Annotated in this window: 24 protein-coding genes and 1 tRNA gene; 17 read left to right on the top strand and 8 right to left on the bottom strand. The window is 70.7% G+C overall.

From position 1 onward, the window contains the following. Nucleotides 1–159 precede the first annotated feature (159 nt). On the bottom strand, nt 160–711 hold the full coding sequence (locus tag ACFXJ8_RS22935) for a helix-turn-helix domain-containing protein (protein ID WP_379645969.1): 552 nt from the start codon (nt 709–711) through the stop codon (nt 160–162). A gap of 63 nt (nt 712–774) precedes the next feature. Here ACFXJ8_RS22935 and ACFXJ8_RS22930 point away from each other — a divergent pair, with 63 nt between their 5' ends. The 3 genes from ACFXJ8_RS22930 to ACFXJ8_RS22920 all read left to right on the top strand — a co-directional run bounded on the left by ACFXJ8_RS22930 (nt 775) and on the right by ACFXJ8_RS22920 (nt 3,648). Next, nucleotides 775–1,974, top strand: coding sequence for an MFS transporter (locus ACFXJ8_RS22930; RefSeq protein WP_379645968.1), 1,200 nt, complete (start codon nt 775–777; stop codon nt 1,972–1,974). A 5-nt stretch (nt 1,975–1,979) separates the two neighbouring features. Next, nucleotides 1,980–2,741, top strand: coding sequence for a hypothetical protein (locus tag ACFXJ8_RS22925; protein ID WP_379645967.1), 762 nt, complete (start codon nt 1,980–1,982; stop codon nt 2,739–2,741). A gap of 97 nt (nt 2,742–2,838) precedes the next feature. Further along, on the top strand, nt 2,839–3,648 hold the full coding sequence (locus ACFXJ8_RS22920) for a serine/threonine-protein kinase (protein ID WP_379645966.1): 810 nt from the start codon (nt 2,839–2,841) through the stop codon (nt 3,646–3,648). A gap of 19 nt (nt 3,649–3,667) precedes the next feature. Here ACFXJ8_RS22920 and ACFXJ8_RS22915 read toward each other — a convergent pair whose 3' ends face one another. Further along, nucleotides 3,668–4,822: a DUF5685 family protein gene (locus ACFXJ8_RS22915; protein ID WP_379645965.1), complete on the bottom strand. Its 1,155-nt coding sequence runs from the start codon at nt 4,820–4,822 to the stop codon at nt 3,668–3,670. A gap of 45 nt (nt 4,823–4,867) precedes the next feature. After that, on the bottom strand, nt 4,868–5,617 hold the full coding sequence (locus ACFXJ8_RS22910; RefSeq protein WP_379645964.1) for a lysophospholipid acyltransferase family protein: 750 nt from the start codon (nt 5,615–5,617) through the stop codon (nt 4,868–4,870). A gap of 169 nt (nt 5,618–5,786) precedes the next feature. On the opposite strand from ACFXJ8_RS22910, the gene dhaK reads away from it, so the two are divergent. Genes dhaK through dhaM form a run of 3 tightly spaced genes read left to right on the top strand, consistent with a single transcriptional unit; the run spans nt 5,787 to nt 7,773 of the window. After that, complete coding sequence (gene dhaK, locus ACFXJ8_RS22905) at nt 5,787–6,779, top strand: dihydroxyacetone kinase subunit DhaK (protein ID WP_379645963.1); 993 nt, start codon at nt 5,787–5,789, stop codon at nt 6,777–6,779. Then, a complete protein-coding gene (gene dhaL, locus ACFXJ8_RS22900) occupies nt 6,779–7,393 on the top strand; it encodes a dihydroxyacetone kinase subunit DhaL (protein WP_379645962.1) in 615 nt (204 codons plus the stop codon). Before dhaK ends, dhaL begins: the two co-directional genes overlap by 1 nt. Then, entirely contained in the window at nt 7,390–7,773 is a 384-nt protein-coding gene (gene dhaM, locus ACFXJ8_RS22895) for a dihydroxyacetone kinase phosphoryl donor subunit DhaM (protein ID WP_379645961.1), read from the top strand. Before dhaL ends, dhaM begins: the two co-directional genes overlap by 4 nt. Nucleotides 7,774–7,793: 20 nt before the next feature. Here dhaM and ACFXJ8_RS22890 read toward each other — a convergent pair whose 3' ends face one another. Genes ACFXJ8_RS22890 through ACFXJ8_RS22870 form a run of 5 tightly spaced genes read right to left on the bottom strand, consistent with a single transcriptional unit; the run spans nt 7,794 to nt 11,544 of the window. Next, nucleotides 7,794–9,449, bottom strand: coding sequence for a thiamine pyrophosphate-binding protein (locus ACFXJ8_RS22890; RefSeq protein WP_379645960.1), 1,656 nt, complete (start codon nt 9,447–9,449; stop codon nt 7,794–7,796). Next, nucleotides 9,446–10,207 (bottom strand): cyclase family protein, encoded by a 762-nt coding sequence (locus ACFXJ8_RS22885; RefSeq protein ID WP_379645959.1) that lies wholly within the window; start codon nt 10,205–10,207, stop codon nt 9,446–9,448. The genes ACFXJ8_RS22890 and ACFXJ8_RS22885 overlap by 4 nt, the downstream gene beginning before the upstream one ends. A 52-nt stretch (nt 10,208–10,259) precedes the next feature. Then, nucleotides 10,260–10,514 carry a Smr/MutS family protein gene (locus ACFXJ8_RS22880; RefSeq protein ID WP_379578976.1) on the bottom strand — a complete coding sequence of 85 codons (255 nt, stop codon included), beginning with the start codon at nt 10,512–10,514 and terminating at the stop codon, nt 10,260–10,262. After that, nucleotides 10,511–11,083, bottom strand: a complete 573-nt coding sequence (locus tag ACFXJ8_RS22875; RefSeq protein ID WP_379645958.1) for a hypothetical protein — start codon at nt 11,081–11,083, stop codon at nt 10,511–10,513. Before ACFXJ8_RS22875 ends, ACFXJ8_RS22880 begins: the two co-directional genes overlap by 4 nt. A 32-nt stretch (nt 11,084–11,115) precedes the next feature. Further along, nucleotides 11,116–11,544: a CBS domain-containing protein gene (locus ACFXJ8_RS22870; RefSeq protein ID WP_379645957.1), complete on the bottom strand. Its 429-nt coding sequence runs from the start codon at nt 11,542–11,544 to the stop codon at nt 11,116–11,118. 148 nt (nt 11,545–11,692) lie between these two features. Here ACFXJ8_RS22870 and ACFXJ8_RS22865 point away from each other — a divergent pair, with 148 nt between their 5' ends. The 11 genes from ACFXJ8_RS22865 (at nt 11,693) to ACFXJ8_RS22815 (ending at nt 22,797) form a co-directional block, all read left to right on the top strand. After that, entirely contained in the window at nt 11,693–13,087 is a 1,395-nt protein-coding gene (locus ACFXJ8_RS22865) for an aminopeptidase P family protein (RefSeq protein ID WP_379645956.1), read from the top strand. 70 nt (nt 13,088–13,157) lie between these two features. Continuing rightward, nucleotides 13,158–13,234, top strand: a tRNA-Met gene (locus ACFXJ8_RS22860). 381 nt (nt 13,235–13,615) lie between these two features. After that, nucleotides 13,616–14,407, top strand: a complete 792-nt coding sequence (locus ACFXJ8_RS22855; RefSeq protein WP_379645955.1) for an MlaE family ABC transporter permease — start codon at nt 13,616–13,618, stop codon at nt 14,405–14,407. Further along, the gene (locus ACFXJ8_RS22850; RefSeq protein WP_379645954.1) at nt 14,407–15,261 is read left to right on the top strand and encodes an ABC transporter permease; all 855 of its coding nucleotides are present in this window, start codon (nt 14,407–14,409) and stop codon (nt 15,259–15,261) included. The genes ACFXJ8_RS22855 and ACFXJ8_RS22850 overlap by 1 nt, the downstream gene beginning before the upstream one ends. A gap of 3 nt (nt 15,262–15,264) precedes the next feature. Then, entirely contained in the window at nt 15,265–16,284 is a 1,020-nt protein-coding gene (locus tag ACFXJ8_RS22845; protein WP_379645953.1) for an MCE family protein, read from the top strand. Between the two features lies 1 nt (nt 16,285). Further along, nucleotides 16,286–17,344, top strand: coding sequence for an MCE family protein (locus ACFXJ8_RS22840; RefSeq protein WP_379645952.1), 1,059 nt, complete (start codon nt 16,286–16,288; stop codon nt 17,342–17,344). Continuing rightward, nucleotides 17,344–18,369, top strand: coding sequence for an MlaD family protein (locus ACFXJ8_RS22835; RefSeq protein WP_379645951.1), 1,026 nt, complete (start codon nt 17,344–17,346; stop codon nt 18,367–18,369). The genes ACFXJ8_RS22840 and ACFXJ8_RS22835 overlap by 1 nt, the downstream gene beginning before the upstream one ends. Next, nucleotides 18,366–19,394: an MCE family protein gene (locus ACFXJ8_RS22830; protein ID WP_379645950.1), complete on the top strand. Its 1,029-nt coding sequence runs from the start codon at nt 18,366–18,368 to the stop codon at nt 19,392–19,394. Before ACFXJ8_RS22835 ends, ACFXJ8_RS22830 begins: the two co-directional genes overlap by 4 nt. Beyond that, the gene (locus ACFXJ8_RS22825) at nt 19,391–20,434 is read left to right on the top strand and encodes an MCE family protein (protein WP_379645949.1); all 1,044 of its coding nucleotides are present in this window, start codon (nt 19,391–19,393) and stop codon (nt 20,432–20,434) included. The genes ACFXJ8_RS22830 and ACFXJ8_RS22825 overlap by 4 nt, the downstream gene beginning before the upstream one ends. Next, a complete protein-coding gene (locus ACFXJ8_RS22820) occupies nt 20,431–21,885 on the top strand; it encodes an MCE family protein (protein ID WP_379645948.1) in 1,455 nt (484 codons plus the stop codon). The genes ACFXJ8_RS22825 and ACFXJ8_RS22820 overlap by 4 nt, the downstream gene beginning before the upstream one ends. Nucleotides 21,886–21,888: 3 nt before the next feature. Then, nucleotides 21,889–22,797 carry a hypothetical protein gene (locus ACFXJ8_RS22815; RefSeq protein WP_379645947.1) on the top strand — a complete coding sequence of 303 codons (909 nt, stop codon included), beginning with the start codon at nt 21,889–21,891 and terminating at the stop codon, nt 22,795–22,797. Nucleotides 22,798–22,899 lie beyond the last annotated feature (102 nt).

The following is a 22,899-nucleotide window of genomic DNA, read 5'->3' as shown; positions in this document are numbered from 1 at the left end:
CATGACGCTGGAGCGGCCGTGGATCGGCTGCGTGTGGGAGCTGGCGCCGCTGGAGCACGAGCGCGGCGCGTTCGCCCGTCACATGCTGGCGGCCGACGTGCCTGACCTCGACGCCTACCTGGGCGATGTTCAGGCAGGGGCCCGGTCGGGTTCTAACCGTCAGTCCAGCGGCCCGCTCGGGAAAGCGTCGAAGTGGACGATGACGCGCACCCCGTCGTCGTCGCTCTCGTAGGAGTCGAGCAGCTCGCTCACCCGCCTGCCGAGCTCGGCCAGCCGTTCCCTGCTCAGCCGCAGGTGGCGCCTGGTGTGGGTGGCCGCCACGACCCACTCGCGAGGCGCGTTCATCCCCTCTTCGGCCCAGCGGGCCAGCTCGGCGTGCCGCTGCCGCATCAGACCGGCCAGGAGCACCTCGGCCGCCGCGGCCGTCTCGGGGTCCATGCGGAACTTGTGGGTGTCGCTGCTGAATCCGGCCGCGCGCCACCACCGTTCCTTGCCCCTGGCCTTCTCCGGCACCTCCACGATGAGCCCGTGCTTGGCCAGCTGCCGCAGGTGGTAGCTGGTCACGCCGGTGTTCTCCTCGATGCGTTCGGCCAGCATGGTGGCGGTCGCCGCGCCGTGCTCCTCGAGCAGTTCGTACAGCCGCATCCTGACCGGATGCGTGAACGCCTTCAGCGCTTGGGCGTCCAGCTCCTTGACGGTCTTGCGTTCCACAGTGTGCAGCCTTATCTTTGCAAAGAAATCTATGCACAACTTACTATGCACAAAGGATAGCCCGTGGGACGCTCCTTCAGATACCTGCTCGCCTCCACCACCTCGGCGAACCTGGCCGACGGCGTGCTGCTGACCGGCGCCCCGCTGCTGGCGATCACCTTGACCCGCGACCCCGCCCTGGTGTCCCTGGCAGGCGTCGCCACCACGCTGCCGTGGCTGCTGCTGGCGCTGCACGCGGGCGCCCTGGCCGACAGGGGCGACCGGCGCAGGATCATGGTGATCACCGCTCTCGTCCGCGCCCTCGCCCTGGCCGGCATGGCCGCCGCGGTGGCCATGGACGCGATGAGCATGCCGCTCCTGCTGGCCCTGCTGCTGGTGGCGGGGGCGTGCGAGGTCTTCAACGACACCTCGGCGCAGACGGTGCTGCCGATGGCCGTCGCCAAGCAGTCGCTCGGCAGGGCCAACGGCCGCCTCGTCGCGGCGGAGACGATCGGCAACAACTTCGTCGGCGCGCCGGTGGCCGGATTCCTGGTCGCCCTCGCCCCGGCCGCCCTGTTCGGCGCGCCCGCGCTGCTGTACGCCGCCGCGGCCCTGTGCCTGCTCGGCATGCGCGGCGCCTACCGGCCTGCGACCGTCTCCACCGCACCCCTGCGCCAGGACATCGCCACGGGCCTGCGCTACCTGATGGGCAACCGCACGGTCCGCGACCTGGCCGTGACGGCGGGAGTGATGAACACCTGCAGCTCCGCCTACCTGTCGGTCTTCGTCCTGTGGGCGGTCGGCGAAGGCTCGGCGATCGGCATGACCGCGAGCCAGTACGGCGTGGTCATGGCGGTCCTGGCGGCCGGCGCCATCACTGGCTCGCTGCTGGCCGACCGGCTGGCCCGCCGCTTCGGCGAGGGCAGGACCATGGTCACCCTCTGGACGGTCGACGGCCTCGTCCTCCTGCTGCCCGTGCTCGTCCCCACCATCCCCTCCGTCTACGTCACCGGCCTCCTGCTCGGCGCCACCGCCGCGGCGGGCAACGTCCTGGTCGTCTCCTTCCGCCAGCGGATCATCCCCGAGGAACTGCTCGGCAGGGTCAACTCCGCCTACCGGCTCATCGGGATGGGCGGCAACCCGCTCGGCGCGGCGCTCGGCGGCCTCGTCGGCGCCGTCGCCGGGCTGCCGGTCGTCTTCGTCGGCGCGGTCGCCCTCTCCCTCATGGCCATGCCGCTCGCCGCCCGGGCCCTTGCCCACAGGGCCGAGCCTGTGGCTGTCTGAGTGGTATGGCCGAGCGCACGCGCGTACTTCCCTCAGGCGAGTCGATGAACCCCGGCGACCGGATCCTGTCCCGCAGGACCGCGCAGGGCAGGCGGGAGTTCAAGCTGGAGTATCAGAGCGACGGCAACCTCGTCCTCTACGACCAGGGCACGCTGCCGAGCGACAGGAACGGCACGCCGCTGTGGGCCACCGACCACTGGGTGCCCGGCGGCAGGCTCACCATGGACCGCAGGCGTTCGCTCGGCATCAGGAACGCCGCGGGCGCCGTCTGGCCCGAGCCCGCCTTCCGGCACCCCGAGGGCTCCAGCCTCGTCCTGCACGACGACGGCAACCTCGTGATCTACGGCCCTGACGGCAGGCCCGTCTGGTCGCCGTGCACCGGCACCGAGATCAGGCAGGCCTCCTACAACAGGATCAGGAGCTTCGAGTCCATCGAGCAGGGCTTCCCGATCCGCTCCCCCGACGGCCGCCACTCTCTCGAGGTCACCGACAGGGGTGTGCTGACCCTCTTCTCCGACGGCAGGGCCCGCGCCCGCGCCCGCATGTCCTCCCCGCAGCGCGGCAGCGTCTGCCTCCTGCAGCCCGAGGGCACGCTCGTCGTCTACCGCGCGGCCCGTGACCGCAGGCGCCACCTGATCTCCTTCCGATCCGGTACGGCAGGCGTGCCGGGCACCGAACTGGTGCTGCGCGACGACGGCAACGCCGTCCTGCTCGATCCGGCGGGAAAAGTGATCTGGGACTCGGACTCGACGTTCTTACCCGTCTGACCTGCATCCCCATGGATACGCACATATCCAGATGAGGCGAGGCGACATATCCTTCGCGATCATTTGACATCATTACCCCTAGCGACGAGGGGATGACATGCGGGAGATCGGCGGGCGATACCGGCTTGGCGAGCAGGCAGGCCGTGGTGGGATGGGCGTGGTATGGCGCGCGTTCGACCAGCTTCTGCACCGTGAGGTGGCGCTGAAGGAGCTGACGTTGGTCGGCGAGGCCGAGGCGGTGCGCAGGCGCGTGCTGCGCGAGGCCAGGCTGGCGGCGCGGCTGACCCATCCGAGCATCGTCACCGTCCACGACCTCGTCGAGGAGCAGGGGCGGCTCTGGATCGTCATGGAGTACCTGGAGGGCCTGTCCCTGCACGACCTGCTGTCCCAGGTCGGCACCCTGCCCGACACCTCCGTCGCGGGCCTCGGCCGGCACCTGCTGGGGGCGCTGCGCCACGCGCACAAGTCGGGCGTCCTGCACCGTGACGTCAAGCCCGCCAACGTCATGCTGACCGGCGACAGGGTCGTCCTGACCGACTTCGGCATCGCCACCGCCGAGGCCGACCTCAACTCCTCCCGCTCGGGCGGCCTGCGCGGCACTCCCGCCTTCATGGCGCCCGAACGCCTGTCGGGCGGCATGGCCACCAAGGAGGGCGACATGTGGTCGTTCGGCGCGACCCTCTACAGCGCGGTCGAGGGGCGCCCGCCGTACCCCGGCAAGGACGCCGCCACCGTGCTCGACCTGCTGCGCCAGGGCGGCTTCCCCCGGCCGCGCAGGGCGGGGATGCTGCGCCCGCTCATCGAGGGCCTGCTCCACCACGACCCGGCGCACCGGCCCTCGCCCGAGCGCGCGGCGGGCATGCTGGCCGGCGTCCGCGCCCCCGGCAGCTACCAGGAAGCCATCTGAGCGTTCCCCCTACCTACGGTCAGCAGTCGCAGCCACAGCCATCGCAGCAGCAGCCGTCGCCGCAGCACGAGCAGTCGCAGTTGCTGCAGTTGCCGCAGGCGTCGCAGCCGCTGCCGTCGAGGCGCGAGCAACAGCTCTGCTCGTGCTCCTCGTCCCATTCGGGCCGGTACAGGCCGCAGGTGCAGCAGGTCAGCGTCGTGCAGGCCAGCGACAGCAGCCCGCCGGGGTCGGGCGGACGCTGTCTGGTGCGTTCCGGGCTGTCCGGCTCGACCTCGGCGGCGGCTTCGGTCCCGGCCGCAGCTTTAGTCCAGGCCGCAGCTTCGGTCCCGGCCGCGGCGAAGGCGCGGGTGACCGAGTGGCCGAGCTCCTTGACCAGCAGCGCCCGCACCAGGCCGCGCCGCTCCAGGTCGAGCTCGTCCACGGCGAGCCTGATGCCTAACAGCGCGTCGTCGCAGTGGCGCCTGGCGGTCGCCAGGTCCGTGGCGGTGGCCGTGAGCGGGTTGTAGGCGCCGGCGTCACGGTCGCGGGGCAGGTCCTCCACCGCGTCGAGCAGGTGGGCCAGGCGGCCGAACAGGCGGCCCGCCTCCTCCAGCGCCTGACGGTTGCGGGGTTTGCCCGCCAGCACCGCCGTGTGCGCGAACGCGGCGGCCACGGCGGCCTCGGTCGGCGCCGTCAGCTCCAGCAGCCTCAGGCCCGGCGTGCGTTCCAGCCGGGTCTGCTCCCGCACCGCCAGCGTGAGCGGGCCGGGGTCGAAGCCGAGCGCGCCGGCCGTACGGGAGCCCGCCCTCGACCATCGGCCGGCGACCCGCTCGGCGGCCGCGGCGACCATCCGCCCGCGGTAGGCGCCGTCGCCGTCGGCGACGTGGTCACGCAGCTTGCCCGCCGCCAGGACCAGCGAGACCGACGCCGCCAGCCGTACCCCCTGGGCCTCGACGACGTCCGCGCCCTTGAACCCGCGCAGCGCGCACGCCCCCGCGCGCCTGCGCGGGGCGGCGGCGAGGGTCTGCGCCTCGGTCAGGACGGAGACCAGCAGCCCGTCGTAGTTCGTCACCAGCCTGGAGACGTGGCCGTGCTCGTCGCGCAGGGCCAGGCACAGCCCGCACAGGTGCGCCATCCACTGCTTGAACAGCCCACCGCACAGCACATGACGGCAAGGCCGGACGATCCCAAACATTCGACCCCTTCTGGTACGGCTGGCAGCCAGCCTCCCAGAAGATCGTCAGTCTTGGTCCTTGCCCCGGCGTTCGGCCTCGGCCGCGTCCATGGCCGCCGCCTCCTCCGGCGTGGGAGCGGTGCCGCCCAGATGGGCCGGCTGCCACCACACGCCCGCCGGGATCTCCGGATAGGTCCGCTGCGCCCTGTCGAGCAGCTCCGACATCCGGGTGTGCAGCCCCGTGGTGAGCTCGCCCATGTCGTCGCCGCGCTTGGGGTACATCGGCTCGCCCACCAGGATCGTGAGCGGCACGTGGCGCTGGGTGAGCTGCTTGGGCCTGCCCTTGGTCCACACCCGCTGGCTGCCCCACAGCGCCACCGGGATCAGCGGCACCTTGGTGGCCTGCGCCATGCGGATGGCGCCGTTCTTGATGTCCTTGACGGTGAAGGAGCGGCTGATCGTCGCCTCGGCGAACACACCGACGATCTCGCCCGCCTTCAGCATGCGCAACGCGGTGGCGTAGGAGCCGGCGCCCGCGCCGCGGTCGACGGGGATGTGGTGCATCCCGCGCATGAGCGGTCCTGAGATGCGGTGCTTGAAGACGTCGTCCTTGGCCATGAAGCGCACCAGCCGCTTGGACGGCAGCGCGGCCAGGCCGGCGAAGATGAAGTCGAGATAGCTGATGTGGTTGCTGACCAGCACGGCGCCGCCGGTGCGCGGAATGTGCTCGGTCCCCTCCATATGGAAGCGGTAGTCCATGATCCGGAAGAGGGTCCGCGCGGTGGCGATCACCGGCGGGTACACGATCTCAGCCATGTGCAGAAGGTAACGCACTCAGGTAGGACTACGTGCCCTCGGGACCGGCGGCCGCTCGTCCTGGACAGCCCTCCGAACTCCACGTCAGGATTGCGGTGAAGATATCGCTTCGGCCCGGATCCAGGCGTAAACCGGAAGAGGGGTCAGCGTGGTACGGGCAGGAGGATGCGTGAAGAAGCTCATCAACAGTGCCGAGTCCGTGGTCGCCGACGCGCTGGCGGGGCTGGCGGCGGCCCACCCCGCGCTGCGGGTCGACGTGGAGGGGCGCGTGGTCTGGCGGGCCGACGCGCCGCGCGCGGGCAAGGTGGCGCTGGTCTCCGGCGGCGGCTCGGGCCATGAGCCGCTGCACGCGGGCTTCGTCGGGTACGGCATGCTCGACGCCGCCTGCCCCGGCGAGATCTTCACCTCTCCGGTGCCCGACCAGGTCATCGAGGCGACCAGGCGCGTCGACGGCGGGGCGGGCGTGCTCCACGTCATCAAGAACTACACCGGCGACGTCATGAACTTCGAGATGGCCGCCGAGCTGTGCGCCGAGGAGGGCCTGGCGGTCTCCAGCGTCGTGGTCGACGACGACGTGGCCGTCCAGAACTCCCTCTACACGGCCGGACGCAGGGGCACCGGCGCCACGCTGTTCGTCGAGAAGATCGCGGGGGCGCTGGCGGAGAGCGGCGCCCCGCTGTCCGAGACGACCAGGATCGCGGGAGAGGTGGTGGCGCGCAGCAGGTCGTTCGGCATCGCGCTCACCTCCTGCACCGTGCCCGCCGCCGGCAAGCCCACGTTCGACCTGCCCGAGACGGAGGTCGAGCTGGGCATCGGCATCCACGGCGAGCCCGGGCGCTCCCGCGTGCCCATGGCCCCGGCGCGCGAGCTGGCCGCGCTCGCCATGGACACCATCCACGGCGACCTGCCGCTGGCGGGCGACCTGCTCGTCCTGGTGAACGGCATGGGCGGCACCCCGCTGATCGAGCTCTACATCGCCTTCGCCGAGATCGAGCGCTACATCAGGGCGAAAGGGGCGCGCGTGGCCCGCTCGCTGGTCGGCGACTACGTCACGAGTCTCGACATGCAGGGCTTCTCGGTCACCGTGTGCAGGCTCGACGCCGAGCTCACCCGGCTGTGGGACGCGCCCGTGCAGACGCCCGCGCTGCGCTGGGGGCGCTGATGGACGTCGTGTTCTTCACCGCGTGGATCCAGGAGAGCGTCCGCGTCCTGTCGATCAACCGCGACCTGCTGACCAGGCTCGACGCCGCCATCGGCGACGCCGATCACGGCACGAACCTCGACCGCGGCTTCACCTCGGTACGGCAGGCGATGGAGCAGACCCCGCAGGACACGCCCGGTCAGCTCCTCACGTTGGTGGGCACCACGCTCGTCCGCAGGGTCGGCGGCGCCTCCGGACCCCTGTACGGCACGCTGTTCCGCCAGCTCGGCAAGTCGTTCGGCGACGCGGGGGAGGTATCGCTCGACGACCTGGCCACCGGCCTGTCCGCGGCGATCGAGGCGGTGAAACGGCTCGGCAAGGCGTCGGAGGGCGACAAGACGATGGTCGACGCTCTGGCGCCCGCGTCGCGAGCGCTGTCGGCGGCCGTCCAGGAGGGCGTCAAGCCTGACGAGGCGCTCGAACGGGCGGCGGTGGCGGCGGCCGAGGGGGCGAAGGCGACGATCCCGCTGCAGGCCCGCAAGGGGAGAGCGAGCTACCTCGGCCCGCGCAGCGTCGGCCACGAGGACCCCGGCGCCGCCTCGGCCGCCCTCCTCGTCTCCGCCCTCCACCCATGACCGGCGTGGTGGGGATCGTCCTGGTGTCGCACAGCGCCGCCCTGGCGGCCGAGGCGGCGGCGCTGGCCAGGCAGATCGCCGGACCCGAGGCCGTCGTGGCCGCGGCGGGCGGCACGGCCGACGGGGAGCTCGGCACCAGCCTGGACCTGATCGAGCAGGCCGTGGCCGAGGCGGACGGCGGCGCGGGCGTGCTCCTCGTGCCCGACCTCGGCAGCTCCGTGCTGACCGCCAAGCTCCTGGAGGAGCCGGGCCGGGTGGTGCTGGCCGACGTGCCGTTCGTGGAGGGTGCGATCGCCGCGGCCGTCCGCGCCGCGACGGGCGCGGAGCTCGCCCAGGTGCTGGCCGCGGCCGAGGAAGCCAGGACCTACCGCAAGCTCTGACCACCCACGCGACGAGCACGTCAGTGCCCCCTGAACGCCTCCTCGAGCCACCACGACCCGCGCCTGCCGCTGACCTTGGCGTGGACGAACAGCGGCCGGTCTCTCGGCCCGTCCAACCACGAGGTCACCGCCGCCAGGTCGCCCCGCTCCCGCACGGTCACCGCCGCGCAGCCGTACCCTCTGGCGATCTCGGCCAAGTCGACGGCGGGAAAGGTGACGGTGTCGAGCGGATGTCCCGAAGGCCCGAAGTGGTGCACTTCGGCCCCGTACGCCTCATCGTCGTAGACCACGATCACCATCGGCAGCGCGAGCCGTACCACGGTCTCCAGCTCGGCGATCCCCATCAGCGCCCCGCCGTCGCCCAGCGCGGCCACGGCGAGCCTGCCGGGCAGTGCCAGCGCCGCGCCGATCGCGCTGGCCAGGCCGAGGCCGACCGACTGGAAGGCCTGGGTGAAGCAGAACCCCCGCTCATCCGGGACGTCGAGGAACATCGCCGGATATCCCATGAAGTTCCCGGAGTCGGTGGCGACGACGCGGTCGGCGGGCAGCAGGTCGTCCAACTCGATCGTGAGCGTCCTCGGGTCGATCCTGCCTTCTCCGCTCTCGTCCTTGTACGGCACGCTCCGCCACCGCGCCTCACCCGCGATCCGCACGGCCAGCTCGGGCGTGCGGCGGCCGACCCCGGAGGGCAGGTCGTCGAGCGCCGCCTCCACCGCCCTGGCCACCCACGCGACATCGCCCACGACTCCCAGCTCGACGCTCCGGTGCGCGCCGATGCTGTCGCGGTCGAGGTCCACCTGGACGACCTTGGTACGGGCTCCGATCAGCTTGCCGTGCCTGGTCGTCCACATGTTGAGGGCGCATCCCCAGCCGACCAGCACGTCCGCGTCGGCGATCAGCTCGGCGGCCAGCGGCGAGGAGAAGCCGCCACTGATGTCGAGGTCCCACGGGCTGCCCCTGAACAGCCCCTTGGCGACCGCCGACGTGGCCAGCAGCGCGCCCACCCGGTCGGCGAGGGCCTCGAGCTCGCGGCGGGCGTGCCTGGCTCCGCGGCCCGCCACGAACACCGGCCGCCGCGCGCCCGCCAGCAGCTCGGCCAGCCGCGCCGTGTCGTGCTCGGAGGCGGGCTGTTCGATCCTGACCGAGGCGGCGGTGCGCGCGCTCTGCACGACCAGCTCCCACACCTCACCCCACCGGCCGAACTCGTTCTGCACGTCCAAGGGCAGGTTGAGCAGCACGGTACGGCCGGCGCGCGCCGTACGGAAGGCTTCGACGGTGTCCTCGACGGCGGTCTGAGCCGAGCGGACCCGCAGCGGCGTCGCGCCGACGGCGAGCGCCATCGCGTCCTGGTCGATGTGGAAGTTGGAGCGGGGCTGTGTCGCCTCGCCCGCCAGCACGACCATCGGCGTGCGGCTCTTGGCCGCCTCGGCGATGCCGGTCATCGCGTTGGTCAGCCCGGGACCCTGGTGCACGGTCAGGACGCCGACCCCGCCGCTCATGCGGGCGTAGGCGTCGGCCATGGTCGCCGCGCCGCCCTCGTGGCGGGCGGCGACGAAGCGCGCGCCGTGGGCCACGAGGGCGTTGGTGACGTGGAAGTTGCCGCTGCCGACCACGCCGAAGACCGTCTCGACGCCGAGCTCGGCGAGCACCCGGCCGACGAGCGTGGCGACGATCACCGTTCGACCAGCGCCAGCACGCGCACGGGACTGCCGGAGCCGCCGACGATCGGCAGCGGGGGCGCGATGACGACGCTGCCCGTGGGCGGGAGCCGGTCGAGGTTGCGCAGCTGGGTCAGGCCGTACTTGCCCGCCCCGAGCAGGAACGAGTGACACGGGAAGGCGGGGTCGAAGGAGTGGGCGGCGCCCGCGTCCGTGCCGACGGTCTCGACGCCGACGCCGAGGATCGGCGCCTCGCGCGCCAGCCAGCGCGCGCACTCCACCGAGATGCCGGGCGAGTGGCCCTCGTTGAGGAAGTCGGCGGCGCTGTCCGCCCTGGCGTCCCAGCCGGTGCGGTAGAGGAGCCAGCCGCCCTCGGGCAGCGGCCCGTTGACCCGCTCCCACTCCTGGACGTGCTCCACCTGCAGCAGGAAGTCGGGATCCTTGGACGCCTCGGCGGCGAAGTCGAGGACGGCGGCGGGCGCGAGCAGGCGCTGCACGGGGACCTGCGAGACGTCCTGACCGTCGCGGTTGGTCACCCAGTGGACGGGCGCGTCGAAGTGAGTGCCGGTGTGCTCGCCGGTGTGGATGTCGTTCCAGTACCAGGCGGGGCCGCGGTCGTCGTAGCGGCTGATCTCCTCCAGGCGGAAGGGGATGGTGTTCCCGAACGGCTCGGGCAGCTGGAGGATCGGCGTCCGGTCGGAAAGGGGCGCGGTCAGGTCGACGATCTCGATGCCGCCGGTGCGCACGCATTCCAGGAAGTTTCGCAGGATCGACATGCTCGCATCATTCCCCACTCCCCCGGTTCCCGCCCATGGGCGCACCGCCCTGTTACTTGTGCCTGAAGTAGACGAACAGTCGTCCGTGGTTCTTGGCGTCCTTGTCGATGCGGTGGTACAGCGCCTTGATCTCCTTCTGGTCGAGGAAGCGCAGCACCTTCTTCTTGAGCTGTCCGCTGCCCTTTCCGGGAATGATCTCCACCTCGGTGGCCCGCGTGCGGATGGCCTCGTCGATGATGCCGCGCAGCGCCCTGTCGATCTGGTCGCCCTTGTTGTAGATGTCGTGCAGATCGAGCTTGAGTTTCACAATCTCACCCATGGTCCACAGCCCCCGCTCTGGAAGGCCTTGTCGGTTGCCTCGATGGTGACGGTCGCGGGGCCTGTGGGCAGGCCGCTGGTGATCACGTCCGCCGGGTCGCCGCCGGTGCCCTTCAGCCGCGCCCAGTAACATATCGGCTGGCCCGCGGCGGGTCCTTCGGTCTTGTAGGTGCCGGGCTGGATGTCGGTGCCGACCACCTGGATTCCGCTGCCGACCGGAAGACCGCCCGTGGGTTGCTGTCCGGTGGGTTGCTGTCCGGTGGGTTGCTGTCCGATGGGTTGCCCGCCGGTGGTCGGGGTCGCGGGGGGCTGCTGGCCGGCGGGAGGGGTGGTCCCGAGGCCGCCGGTGGCCGGGGCGCCCGTGGGCGTTGCCGTCGGGCTCTCCATGATCATGGTCATCTCCGGCCCCGAGTACGGCGGGGCCGCGGCGGGCTCGGACGAGCCGAGCCCGGCGAAGAAGCCGATGAGGAAGCCCAGGATCCCGGCCAGCCCCGAGGCGAGCAGGATCAACGTCGGGCTGTTCGACGCGCGCGGTGGCGGGGGGTGGCCGTACGTCACGGGGACAAGCGTGCCATGCCCCCCGCCTCCGGTCAGCGGTGCAGGTAGTCGACGAGCGACGCCTTCTCCGTCTCGAGTTGCTCGATGGTGCTCTTGACCACGTCTCCGATGCTCACGATGCCGACCAGGCGGCCCGCGTCGATCACGGGCACGTGCCTGATGCGGTGGGTGGTCATCGTCCTGCGCAACTCGTCGACGTTGGCGTCGATCTGGCAGGTGCGGACCTCGGCCGTCATGATCTCCGACACGGGTGCGTCGAGGATGGCGGGCCCGGTGTCGTTGAGCCTGCGCACGACGTCACGTTCGGACACGATCCCGGCGATCACCGAGTCGTCGTCGCAGACCACGACGGCGCCGATGTTCCATTCGGCGAGTTGGGCCAGCAGTTCGCGCACGGTGGCGTCCGGGGGTACCGTCGCCACCTCCGATCCCTTGCTCCGCAAGATCGTTCCGATCAGCATGGACCACCACCTCGGCTGTAGGTACCCATGACTGTCCCCTGAGCGCGCTCGGGCCAATCATGAGCGAAGCTGATTTTCCCGTTAGGGTGCTGGAGGGCGCACAGCCATACCATGTGAAATATCACTTCCTATTCGCCAGGGATCCGCCATGTCCGAGAAGCTCAACACCGGCAGCCACGACCTGCCCATCACCGACGAACTGGCCGCCTTCATGGAGACGGGCTGGGCGGACACCCGCCACACCGGTCTTGAGCCGCTTCCCGTCGCGCCGTGGGCGGCCAAACGGCGGGCCGCGCTGGCCGCGCGCTTCCCCGGTGAGCGGCTGGTGATCCCCTCGGGCTCGCTGAAGGCGCGCAGCAACGACAGCGACTACCGGTTCAGGACCCACAGCGCCTTCGCCTACCTGACGGGCGACACCGAGCCCGACGACGTGCTGGTGATCGAGCCGACCGGCGAGGCGGTGCTCTACCTGCGTCCGCGCTCGCCGCGGGCGGGCAGCCAGGAGTTCTACCGCGACAGGCGTTACGGGGAGTTCTGGGTGGGCCGGCGCCCCGACCTGGCGGAGGCGCAGGACCTCTACCAGGTGGAGTGCGCGCACATCGGCGAGCTGTCGCTCGGCGGTCGGGCGAGGGTGCTGCGCGGCGTGGACGCCTCCATGGACGCGCGGGTCGCGCCGGGCGAGGGCGACGCGGAGCTGGAGACGTTCCTGTCGGAGATGCGGCTGGTCAAGGACGAGTGGGAGGTCGCCGAGCTGCAGTTCGCCGTGGACGCGACCACGCGCGGGTTCGAGGACGTGGTGCGGGCCGTACCGGCGGCTCTGGGCGAGCGGCGTGGCGAGCGGTACCTGGAGGGGATCTTCGGCCTGCGCTCGCGCCTGGAGGGCAACGCGGTCGGCTACGACAGCATCGTCGCCTCGGGCGCGCACGCCAACGTGCTGCACTGGATCCGCAACGACGGCCGGCTGGACGAGCGCGACCTGCTGCTGCTGGACGCGGGCATCGAGACCGACTCCCTCTACACCGCCGACATCACCAGGACGCTGCCGCTGTCGGGCCGGTTCTCGCCGGTCCAGCGGCAGGTCTACGAGCTGGTCTACGAGGCGCAGAACGCGGCCATCGACACGCTGCGGCCCGGCGCGCGCTTCCGCGACTTCCACCTGGCGGCGATGCGGGTCATCTGCGAGGGCCTGCACGCCTGGGGCGTGCTGAAGGACTCGCCCGACAGCCTGATGGAAAGCGGCCTCTACCGCCGCTACACCGTCTGCAGCAGCGGCCACATGCTCGGCCTCGACGTCCACGACTGCGCGAAGGCCAGGGCCGAGAGCTACCTGGACGGCGTGCTGGAGGAGGGCCAGGTCCTGACCGTCGAGCCGGGCCTCTACCTCCAGGCCGACGACCTGACGCTGCCGGAGGAGTTCCGCGGCATCGGCGTGCGCATCGAGGACGACCTGGTCGTCACCTCCGACGGCGCCCGGCTGATGTCGGCGGGGCTGCCCCGCCACCCCGACGAGGTCGAGGGCTGGATGGCCGCGCTGCTCGGCTGACCTCCCGTACGCCCCCTGGGACCGAGTGGGCGTGAGCACCTCGCGGAGCTGATAGTCTTATGCATGTCGACGCGGGGTAGAGCAGCTCGGTAGCTCGTTGGGCTCATAACCCAAAGGTCGCAGGTTCAAATCCTGTCCCCGCTACCAACGAAAGGCCCGGCCGTTTCACACGGCCGGGCCTTTCGCTTTCCTGGCCAGAACCTTGGGTTGGTACGGCCCGGCCGGGCACCGGCCCGCATTCCCGGAGATGCCTCCCAAAACCCGCCCAGCCCAGCCCTGCCGCCCAGCCCAGCGCTGCTGCCCCGACCGGAACCGCTCCATCCACCCGCAAGGCCCCACCGCGCTCGACCGCCGCCACACCGCGCCCCGCCGATCCCGAAAGGTCACAGGGCCGTCACATTTCGTGGTGGGCTGACAACCTGTGAGCTGCGTCTCATACCTTTTCCTCAAATTCCCAGGGAAGCATCGACTTACTGGACTACCCGTCAGTAAGGTGACTGATCCATAGTCGAGCCTCCCGAGGTGGTCATGGCGCTGACCGGGTACGTGGGCCGTAAGGCCGGAAGCGTGCTGGGCCAGGTGGGCGAGCTGTTCGTGATCGTCCTCGAGGGCCTGCGCCGTACCTGGGACGTCAGGACGTGGTGGTGGGAGTTCGTCGCCCAGTGCTGGTTCCTGGCCAAGGTGACCAGCGTCCCCGTGCTGCTGGTCTCGCTCCCCCTCGGCGCCACCGTCGCCCTGCAGGTGGGTGAGCTGGCCTGGCAGCTGGGCGCCTCCTCCGCCACCGGCAGCGCGGTCTTCGTCGGTCTGGTGCGCGAGGTGGCGCCGATGGCCAGCGCCCTGCTCATCGCGGGGGCCGGAGGCAGCGCGATGACCTCCGACATCGGCGCCCGCCACATCCGCGACGAGCTGGCCGCGATGGAGGTCATGGCGGTCAACCCGATCCACCGCCTGGTCACGCCGCGCATGTGGGCGGCCAGCACGGTCGCGGTCTGCCTGGCCCCGCTGGTGATCGTGGCGGGCGCGGCGGGCGGCTACTTCTTCAACGTGATCGTCCAGGGCGTCACCCCCGGAGCGTACTTCGACGGCGCCCTGTCGCTGGTGGTGACGACCGACCTGATCGTGACGCTGTTCAAGGCGTGGGTGTTCGGCTTCATCGCCGCCGCGGTGTCCTGCTACATGGGCATGACCTGCGCCACCAGCCCGGTGGGCGTGGGCCGCGCGGTCAACAGGGCCACCGTCGTCACGTTCATGCTGGTCTTCGGGATGAACTACGTGATCAGCGCGATCTACTTCCTCGCCTTCCCCCCGAAGGTGCTGTGATGGTCACCCGTACGGCGGGCCTGCGCCTGGCCGGGGCAGGCAGGGAGGCGGCCGAGCGCTTCGCGAGCCTGGCCGACTGGCCGCTGTTCGTCTGGAAGGTGCTCTTCTACTCCGTCCGCGACGTGATCCTGCGCCTGAAGTACTTCAAGGTCGTCATGCGCCAGGTCAGCGACGTGGTCGTGGGCGTCGGCGCGACCGTCGTCGGCGGCGGCATGATCTTCGTGGTGTTCACGATGGCCTTCGTCGTGGGCGCCACCGTCGGCCTGCAGGGCTACCAGGGCCTGCAGGCGATCGGCGCGGAGTCGTTCATGGGCCTGGTCGGCAGCTTCGCCAACGTCCGCGAGATCACCCCGATCATCGCGGCGGTCGCGCTGGCGGCGCAGGTGGGCTCGTCGTTCACCGCGGAGCTCGGCGCGATGCGGATCTCGGAGGAGATCGACGCGCTGGAGGTGATGGGCATCAACGCCTTCACCTACCTCATCTGCACCCGCGTCGTGGCCGCGCTGGTCGCGCTGCTGCCGATCTATCTGATCGCGCTGTTCGCCAGTTTCTTCGCCACCCGGCTGATGTGCACGGCGCTGTTCGGGATGGCGCCCGGCGTCTACGACTACTACTTCTACATCGGCCTGCCGGTGAGCGACATCGTCTACAGCGTGATCAAGGTCGCGGTCTTCGCCTTCGTGGTCATCGTCATCCACTGCTACTACGGCTTCTACGCCACGGGCGGCCCGGTCGGCGTGGGCGTGGCTGCCGGGCGCGCGATCCGCCAGTCGATCGTCATGATCGTCCTGCTCAACCTGTTGCTGTCGTTCCTGTTCTGGGGGGACGGCAGCGGCGTGAAACTGACGGGGTGAGCCGTGGGCCGTAACGAGCTGTCCCTGCCGGCCCGCATGGCCGTGGCGCTGGTGGTGGTCCTGGTCCTGGTCGCGACGGGGTTCTTCCTCGTGCGCGCCGTCACCGAGGTCAGCGGCACCAGGGTCCAGGCGGTGTTCGGCCGCGCCGGGCAGGGCATGGACACCAACTCCCCCGTCAAGATCCGCGGCATCACCGTGGGCGACGTGACCGCGGTCGACCTGAACGGCAAGGGCCAGGCCGTCGTCACCATGCACATCGAGCCGGGGGTACGGCTGCCGCAGACCACGGTCGCCTCCATCGAGCCGACCTCGGTGTTCGGCCCCAAGTTCGTGGATCTACGGCTCGGCGCGGGCGAGGCGCGCGGCCCCTATCTGGGAGCGGGCGCCGTGATCACCGACACGGAGGAGCCGCTGGACCTGTCCGACACGCTCGGCGACGCCTACACGGGCCTGGACGCGGTGGACCCCCGCGAGGTCACGGTCATCGTCCACACGATCGCCAAGGGCCTGGAGGGCAAGGGCAAGACGATGCGCGAGCTCCTCGACGACGCCGGCACCGTCGTCGGCGTCGCGCACCGGCACCGCGAGCGGGCCAGGAGGTTCCTCGGCGACACGGCGGCGCTGTCGGCCGCCCTCGCCGACAAGGGCGACGAGATCGTCGCGATCGGCTCCGACGTCAACACCATCACCCCTGGCCTGCTGGAGCGGGCCGAGAAGGTGCGCGTCCTGCTCGACCAGATCTCCGACGTCTCCGCGCTCGGCGCGCACGGTCTGCGCGAGCACCGGCGCGACCTGCGCGAGGGCGTGCACTCGGCCGAGCGCGTGGCCGCACTCGTCTACGCCCAGCTCGGCCTGGCCGGTGACGGGGTGCGCGGCATAACGAGGCTGGTCGACCTGCTCAACAAGCTCATCGAGGCCCAAGGGCCCGGCGGCAACCGCCAGATCCAGGTGGAGGCGTTCGTCGCGACCGACATCTGCGAGCTGATCGTGGGCGCGTGCGGTCCGACCGACGGGAGGCGCTGAGATGGCCGCCTCCAGGGAACGCGTCGTCCGCCGCTGGACCCTCCTTCGCTTCGGGCTGTTCTTCGCGGTCACCGGCTCGCTGATCGTCCTGCTCGCCGTACAGATCGCCAGGGTCAGCACGGGCGCGGGCTACCCGCTGGTCGCCACCTTCGACGACGTCTCGGGGCTGCAGGAGGGCGACCAGGTCAAGATCGCGGGCGCTCCTGTCGGCCAGGTCGACTCCATCGAGGTCGTGAACGGCAGGGCGGAGGTGACGCTGGAGGTCCAGGAGGCGGTGCGGATCCCCTCCGACAGCGAGGCCGCCATCAGGTGGCGCAACGCCGTCGGGCAGCGCGTGGTCTATCTCGTCCCCGGCACCGCGCCCGACAAGCTCGCGCCGGGCGCCCGCATCGCCCGCACCTCCTCCGTCGTCGACGTCGGCGAGCTGATCAGCGACCTCGGCCCGCTCACCAGGAGCCTGGACCCCGAACAGATCAACCAGCTGCTCACCGCCGCGGGCAAGGCACTGGAGGGCAACGACAAGAACATCCCCCGGCTGCTCGACAACGTCAACGACATCACCGGCACCGTCAACCAGCGCAAGGAGCTCATCCGGCAGCTGCTGAAGGACTACGCCACCGTCACGGGCGTGGTGGCCAAGCGCGACAAGCAGATCGCCGCGCTGGTCGACAACCTGGTGACGCTGTCGGAGTCGTTCGCCGACAACCGGGAGCTGATCGACGCCTCGCTGGTGGAGCTGTCGACCACCTTCCACGTCTCCAACGAGGTGCTCGGCAAGAACGCCGAGGAGCTCGGCGCGGTCACCGACAGCCTGGCCAGGCTCACCGCCGGGATCCGCCGCAACGTGGACAAGGTCGACAGGACGGTGACCACGATCCAGCCGCTGTTCAGCCGCGCCTACTCCAGCGTCAACCGCGGCCACTACTTCATCTCCGCGGTGCCGTGCGTGGCGCTCGGCCCCTCCCCGTGCCCCTATCCCATGGACACGCCGCCGCCGCTGCGGGAGAGCCTGAAGATCCAGAGCTCGAAGGACCTGCGCAGGCTCATGGTGGGTGACTGATGGCGCTGAAGTCGTTCCGCGACCGCAACAGGATCGCCGTCGGGCTCGTCTCGCTCGGCGTCCTCGGCTCGCTGGTCGTCGGCACGTTCCTGGTCGGCACGCTCGGCGTCTTCGAGGGCGGCTACCACATGTCGGGGATCTTCGTCGATTCCGGCGGCCTGAAGACGGGCAACGACGTGCGGGTGGCGGGCGTGCGCGTGGGCGAGGTGACCGAGGTGCGGCCCGACTACTCCCAGGGCCATGTGGTGGTCACCTGGAAGGTCGACAGCGGGGTCCGGCTCGGCCGCAACACCAGGGCCGACATCACGCTGTCGAATCTGCTGGGCGGGCGCTACGTGAAGCTGACCGGGCCGGTGGCGGCGCCGTACCTCGACGAACTGCCGCAGGCGCAGCGGACGGTCCCCGTCGAGCGCACGGGCACCCCCGTCCTGATCAACGACGCGCTCAAGGACGCCACCAGGCTGGTCGACCGGCTCGATACCAAGGCGGTCGACAAGCTGCTGACCGAGCTGGGCAAGGTCGACCTGGCCAAGCGGGGCAGGGTGACGCGGCTGCTGAAGAACATCGGCGACCTGTCGGACACCATCAGCAAGAGCCGCCCCGACCTGCAGAAGCTCCTCGACAACAGCGCGAAGATCATGGACGTTCTGGAGAAGAAGGACAAGCAGATCGGACGGCTCATCGACGCGATCGAGGTCATGCTGGACGAGCTGCGGGCGCGCAGGGCCGAGCTGCGCACGCTGCTGGGTGACGGCAGCGCCCTGGTCTCCAGCACCACCAAGTTGATCGTGGAGCACGAGAAGAGCCTGGTCGACACCCTCGAGAACACCAGCGCGATCACCACCAGGCTGGCGGGCAGCAGGCGCGAGCTCAACTCGGTGCTGGGGTGGACGGGGCCGACGTTCGCGGGGCTCGCGACGATCGGCGGTCAGGGGCCGTGGATCGAGGCCATCGCCACCGGCCTCGGGCCGATCAATCCTGAGGTGCTGGCCGCGATCGCCAAGGACAGGAAGAACGACCGATGACTCGACGCGGGTTGGCTGTGGCCGTGATGGTCGTGCTGCTGGCCGCCACCGGCGGGTGCTCGCTGCTCGGCCCCGCGCCGTACCACCTCACCGCGATCTTCGCCAAGGCGCCCAGCCTGTACGAGCAGGCCAAGGTCAAGGTGATGGGACTGGACGCGGGCACCGTCGAGAAGATCACCATCGAGGGCGACAAGGTCCGGGTGGAGCTGTCGGTCTATCCCGAGATCCCGCTGCCGCGCGACGTGAAGGCCGTCGTCGCGCCGCAGAACACGCTCGGCGAGCGCAATGTCGTCCTCCACCCCCCGTGGAAGCCGGGCCAGCCGAAGATCGCCCCGGGCGCGGTCATCCCTCTCGAACGCACCGACCTGCCCGTGGAGATCGACGACGCGCTCGATGCCTTCACCAAGCTCACCGACGCCCTCGACTCCGACAAGCTCGGCGACGTGGCCGGCGACCTGGCCGCCGGGGTCAGGGGCCGCGGCAAGACGATCAACGCGGCGCTCGCCGACACCGCCGAGCTGACCGACACGCTCGCCGCCCAGGACGAGCAGCTCATCGACCTGGCCAAAGGCCTCAACAAGCTCGCCACCAGCCTCAACAAGCGCGAGCGCCAGGTGACCAAGACGATCGACGCCTTCGCCGAGGCCAGCGCCACGCTGGCGGAGGAGCGCAGACGGCTGCGCGGGTTCATCTCCGGCATGGCCGAGTTCGTACGGCGGGGCGACGTGCTCATCGAGGCCTACCAGGAACGCCTGCCCCAGGGCATCGCCACGCTGTCGGAGATGGTCCTGACCGTGCGCGCCAACAGCGAGCAGACGGCCCAGACGATCAAGGGCGCCGCCGACTTCTCCGACGTGCTCATCGACGCCTGGGACAAGGAGCACCACGTACTCAAGATCCGCGTCGTGCTCAACGCCATGACCAGGGCGTGGCTGGCGCCCCTGTTCGACTCGCTCAACCTGCCCAAGCTGAACTGCCTGCCGAGCGGGCTGAGCAACTGCCCCTACGAGCGAGGGAAGCGATGAGAGTCAGACACGCCGCGCTCGCCCTGGCCCTCACCGCCTCGGGGTGCACGCTGTCGGGGTGCACGCTGCAGACGATCGGCGCGACGCGGGGCGAGCTGACGCTGTCGGCGACGTTCTCCGACGTGCAGAGCCTGGTGGTGGGCCACAGCGTGCAGATCTCCGACGTCAGGGTCGGCACCGTCACCGACGTACGGCTGGACGGCTACCGGGCCAGGGTGACGATGGCCATCCAGCAGGAGCGGCGGGTCCCCGTCGGCGCCGGCGCGACGGTGGCCAAGACCTCGATCCTGGGCGAGAACTACGTGCTGCTCACCCTGCCCAAGGGCAAGGACCTGACCACCGGCCCCTTCCTGGCCAGCGGCGCCGTGATCACCGACACCAGCGTCGAGCCCGACATCGAGCAGGTCACCGCCAAGGCGGGACCGCTGATCGAGGCGCTCGGCGCGCAGGACGTCAACGCCATCCTCGACGCCGCCGCCACCGCCTTCGAGGGCAAGGGCGACGACGTCAACAAGCTGATCAGGCAGACCGCCCAGGTCACCGACAGCTACGCCGCCGCCAGGGCCGAGATGGCCGCGACCATCGAGGGCCTGGCCGAGCTCGGCGACCGCCTCGCCAAGGGCAGCAAGGAGCTCGACCGGCTGCCCGGCACGCTCGTCGCCGCCACCGACCGGGTGAAACACGGCCGCAAGCACATCAAGAAGACGATCGTCGCGCTGACGAAGCTGGCCAAGGAGGCGAACGTCACCGTCTACCCGCGCCACGCGGCCCGGCTGCGCACGCTGCTGCGTGAGGTGGACGCCATCAGCGCCTCGATGCTGCGCGGCAAGGAGGACCTCAAGACGCTCGTCACCAGGATGCAGGCCTACATCGACCTTCCGCCGATCACGGTCAACGGCCAGGTGCTCATCTACATCTGGCTGAAGGGCCTGCTGCTGCCGCAGAACAAGGGCGTCATCCCGCACCGGCCGAACGTCGACCCGGGACCGCAGCCCAACCGCCCCGACGACTTCCGCCTGCTGTGGGAGCCGCCGCGATGAGACCCCGCATCTATCTCAACCTGGCCTTCTTCGCGCTGCTCGGCGTCGTGATGACGATCTGGGCGTTCAGCACGATCATCAAGCTCGACGCGATCACCCAGCCCTACCGGGTCTCGGCCGAGTTCGTCTCCTCGCCCGGCCTGGTGCGCGGCTTCGACGTCGCCTACCTGGGCGTCCGCGTCGGCAAGATCGGCGACGTACGGCTCGCGCCCGGCAAGATCGTCGTCGGGCTCGACATCGACAAGGAGATCAGGCTGCCCAGGGCCAGCACGGCCGAGGTGCGCCGCAAGTCGGCCATCGGCGAGCCGTACGTGGAGCTGTCGCCGCCCAGGACCGGCGTGGGCGGCCCGTCGCTCGCGCCAGGCGATGTGATCCCGCTGGCCAGGACGACCGTGGCGCTCAACTACAAGAAGCTGTTCGAGGGCGTGGGCAGGCTGCTCAACGCGGTGCCCGCCAAGGACGCCAAGACGATCACCCACGAGCTGGCGGTGGCGCTGGACGGCCGGGCGCCGTCGATCAGGAGCATCATCGACGACGCCCACGACCTGACCGACACCCTCGCCGACAACTCCAGGACGCTCGACGAGCTGGCGGTGCAGCTCACCCAGCTCACCGGCACGCTGGCGGGCCGCAGGGACAAGCTGGCGGCGGGCATCACCGACCTGGCGGCGGTGACCGGCTCGCTGCGCGAGTCGCGCAAGGACCTGCACGCCTTCCTCGACCACGGGCCCGGCGTGTTCGGGCAGATCGACACCCTGATCAGGACGGCGCGACCCGGCTTCTCCTGCGCGCTGACCGCCGTAGGACTGCCGCACCGGCCGATCTTCTCCGCGGCGACGGAACGTGACGTCCACCGGTTGCTCGCCAACGTGCCGACGGCGCTCAGCCTGACCGACGACATCAGCGACATACGCCCTGACGGCACCGTGTACGGCAGGACGACGTTCATCTTCAGCGTTCCCGGCGGCCCGCAGCCCGCCGAGGAGTACGAGAAGCCGATCGGGCCGCCGAAGATGGCGCCGGTGCTGGAGTGCCCGAAGCACGCGCCGGTCCGCACGGTGGACTTCACCCGGGACAGGGGCCCGCACGAGGAGAACGACCCCCCGGCGAACCCGGCGAACCTCGAGGACGACCCGCGAGCCGATCCCGACACCGCCACCCAGACCGACACCGACGCCGACGCCCACACCGGCCGGACCTCGGGCGCCGACACCGACGCCGGTCCCCATGCCGACGCCGACCGGACCACTGCCGCTGACTCCGGCAAGGCCGCGGACGTCGGCGAGGCCGGGGACACCGACCCCTCGGCCTCCGCCAGCCAGGGCGGCGCCGTCGTCTCCCAGGACCTCACACCGCTCGTCATCGCGATCGTGCTGGCCCTCGTCGTCTGCGGCGGCGTGCTGGGCTGGATCGCGGTGGGACGGTCCTCTCGCCGCCGCGGAACGGAGTGACACATGAGCACCAAGCAGGACCTCGCCGAGACCACCGGAGCCGAGGAGACCACCGGGGAGGAGGTCGCAGCAGCCGCCACCATCCCCCCGGCCGACACCACGGTCGCGGAGCCCGCAGACCGGCAGACCGCTGTCGCGGACGCCGCAGACCGGGAGACCACAGGCACGGAACCGAGCGCCGCCGGAGAAGAGCCGAAGGCCGCGAGCAAGGTGTCGAAAGCCGCGGGCACCGCGCCGAAGGTCGCGGAACCGGAGCGGGTGGCCGCGAGCTCGGAGCCGGTCGCCGCGAGCTCGGAGCCGGAGGGCGGCGGCGAGCCGAAAGCCGTGGGAGCGGGCGACGTGGGCGCCGGCCGTACCGGCTCAAGGACGCGGTGGCGTGGGGTGGCGATCGGGGCGGTGCTGGCGCTCGTCCTGGCCACGGCGGGGGTGACCGCCGTCCTGCAGTGGATCAGCGCCGACCGCCTCCAGTCCCGGCTGGCCCCGCTGGAGCACGACCGCCTCCTGCGCCTGGAGGTGTCGGGCGCGGCGAGCGCGTTCGCCACCACCCTGCTCAGCTACGACTACAAGGACCTGCAGACCACCCGCGGCAAGGTCATCGCGATGACCTCGGGCGACTTCCTCGCCACCTACGACGAGGCGTTCGGCGGCCCGATGGAGCAGGTGATCGTCAAGCTGGAGGCGGTGTCCAAGGCCACGGTCCGCGAGGTTTACCTGTCGGAGCTCGACGACGCGAGCGCCAAGGCCCTGGTCTCGGTCGATCAGCAGGTCACCAGCAAGGAGGCGGTGCGCAACGTCCTCGGCACGCACCTGAAGCTGGTCATGATCAAGCAGAAGGGCGTGTGGAAGGTCAGCGACGTCACCGTCCTCGGCGCGGCCAAGGAAACCGAGACGAAGCTCGACAAAAAGGGCTAGGCCCCCTCTAGATGAATGAGTCCAAGGGGTCTGGTCAAGTTCAGTGGTCGTAGGGGATCAGAGACCGTTTGATCGGCTGGCCGGTCTTGTCGTTGTGCCAGA

Origin of the sequence: Nonomuraea sp. NPDC059194, from assembly GCF_042754765.1 — a bacterium.
Classification (GTDB): Bacteria; Actinomycetota; Actinomycetes; order Streptosporangiales; family Streptosporangiaceae; genus Nonomuraea.
This window is presented reverse-complemented; position numbering and strand designations above follow the sequence as displayed.

Coding starts and splice junctions, on each gene's coding strand:
- ACFXJ8_RS22925 (WP_379645967.1), top strand. CDS start 1,980: ATGGCCGAGCGCACGCGCGTACTTCCCTCAGGCGAGTCGATGAACCCC.
- ACFXJ8_RS22920 (WP_379645966.1), top strand. CDS start 2,839: ATGCGGGAGATCGGCGGGCGATACCGGCTTGGCGAGCAGGCAGGCCGT.
- ACFXJ8_RS22915 (WP_379645965.1), bottom strand. CDS start 4,822: ATGTTTGGGATCGTCCGGCCTTGCCGTCATGTGCTGTGCGGTGGGCTG.
- ACFXJ8_RS22910 (WP_379645964.1), bottom strand. CDS start 5,617: ATGGCTGAGATCGTGTACCCGCCGGTGATCGCCACCGCGCGGACCCTC.
- dhaL (WP_379645962.1), top strand. CDS start 6,779: ATGGACGTCGTGTTCTTCACCGCGTGGATCCAGGAGAGCGTCCGCGTC.
- dhaM (WP_379645961.1), top strand. CDS start 7,390: ATGACCGGCGTGGTGGGGATCGTCCTGGTGTCGCACAGCGCCGCCCTG.
- ACFXJ8_RS22885 (WP_379645959.1), bottom strand. CDS start 10,207: ATGTCGATCCTGCGAAACTTCCTGGAATGCGTGCGCACCGGCGGCATC.
- ACFXJ8_RS22870 (WP_379645957.1), bottom strand. CDS start 11,544: ATGCTGATCGGAACGATCTTGCGGAGCAAGGGATCGGAGGTGGCGACG.
- ACFXJ8_RS22865 (WP_379645956.1), top strand. CDS start 11,693: ATGTCCGAGAAGCTCAACACCGGCAGCCACGACCTGCCCATCACCGAC.
- ACFXJ8_RS22855 (WP_379645955.1), top strand. CDS start 13,616: ATGGCGCTGACCGGGTACGTGGGCCGTAAGGCCGGAAGCGTGCTGGGC.
- ACFXJ8_RS22850 (WP_379645954.1), top strand. CDS start 14,407: ATGGTCACCCGTACGGCGGGCCTGCGCCTGGCCGGGGCAGGCAGGGAG.
- ACFXJ8_RS22840 (WP_379645952.1), top strand. CDS start 16,286: ATGGCCGCCTCCAGGGAACGCGTCGTCCGCCGCTGGACCCTCCTTCGC.
- ACFXJ8_RS22835 (WP_379645951.1), top strand. CDS start 17,344: ATGGCGCTGAAGTCGTTCCGCGACCGCAACAGGATCGCCGTCGGGCTC.
- ACFXJ8_RS22830 (WP_379645950.1), top strand. CDS start 18,366: ATGACTCGACGCGGGTTGGCTGTGGCCGTGATGGTCGTGCTGCTGGCC.
- ACFXJ8_RS22825 (WP_379645949.1), top strand. CDS start 19,391: ATGAGAGTCAGACACGCCGCGCTCGCCCTGGCCCTCACCGCCTCGGGG.
- ACFXJ8_RS22820 (WP_379645948.1), top strand. CDS start 20,431: ATGAGACCCCGCATCTATCTCAACCTGGCCTTCTTCGCGCTGCTCGGC.
- ACFXJ8_RS22815 (WP_379645947.1), top strand. CDS start 21,889: ATGAGCACCAAGCAGGACCTCGCCGAGACCACCGGAGCCGAGGAGACC.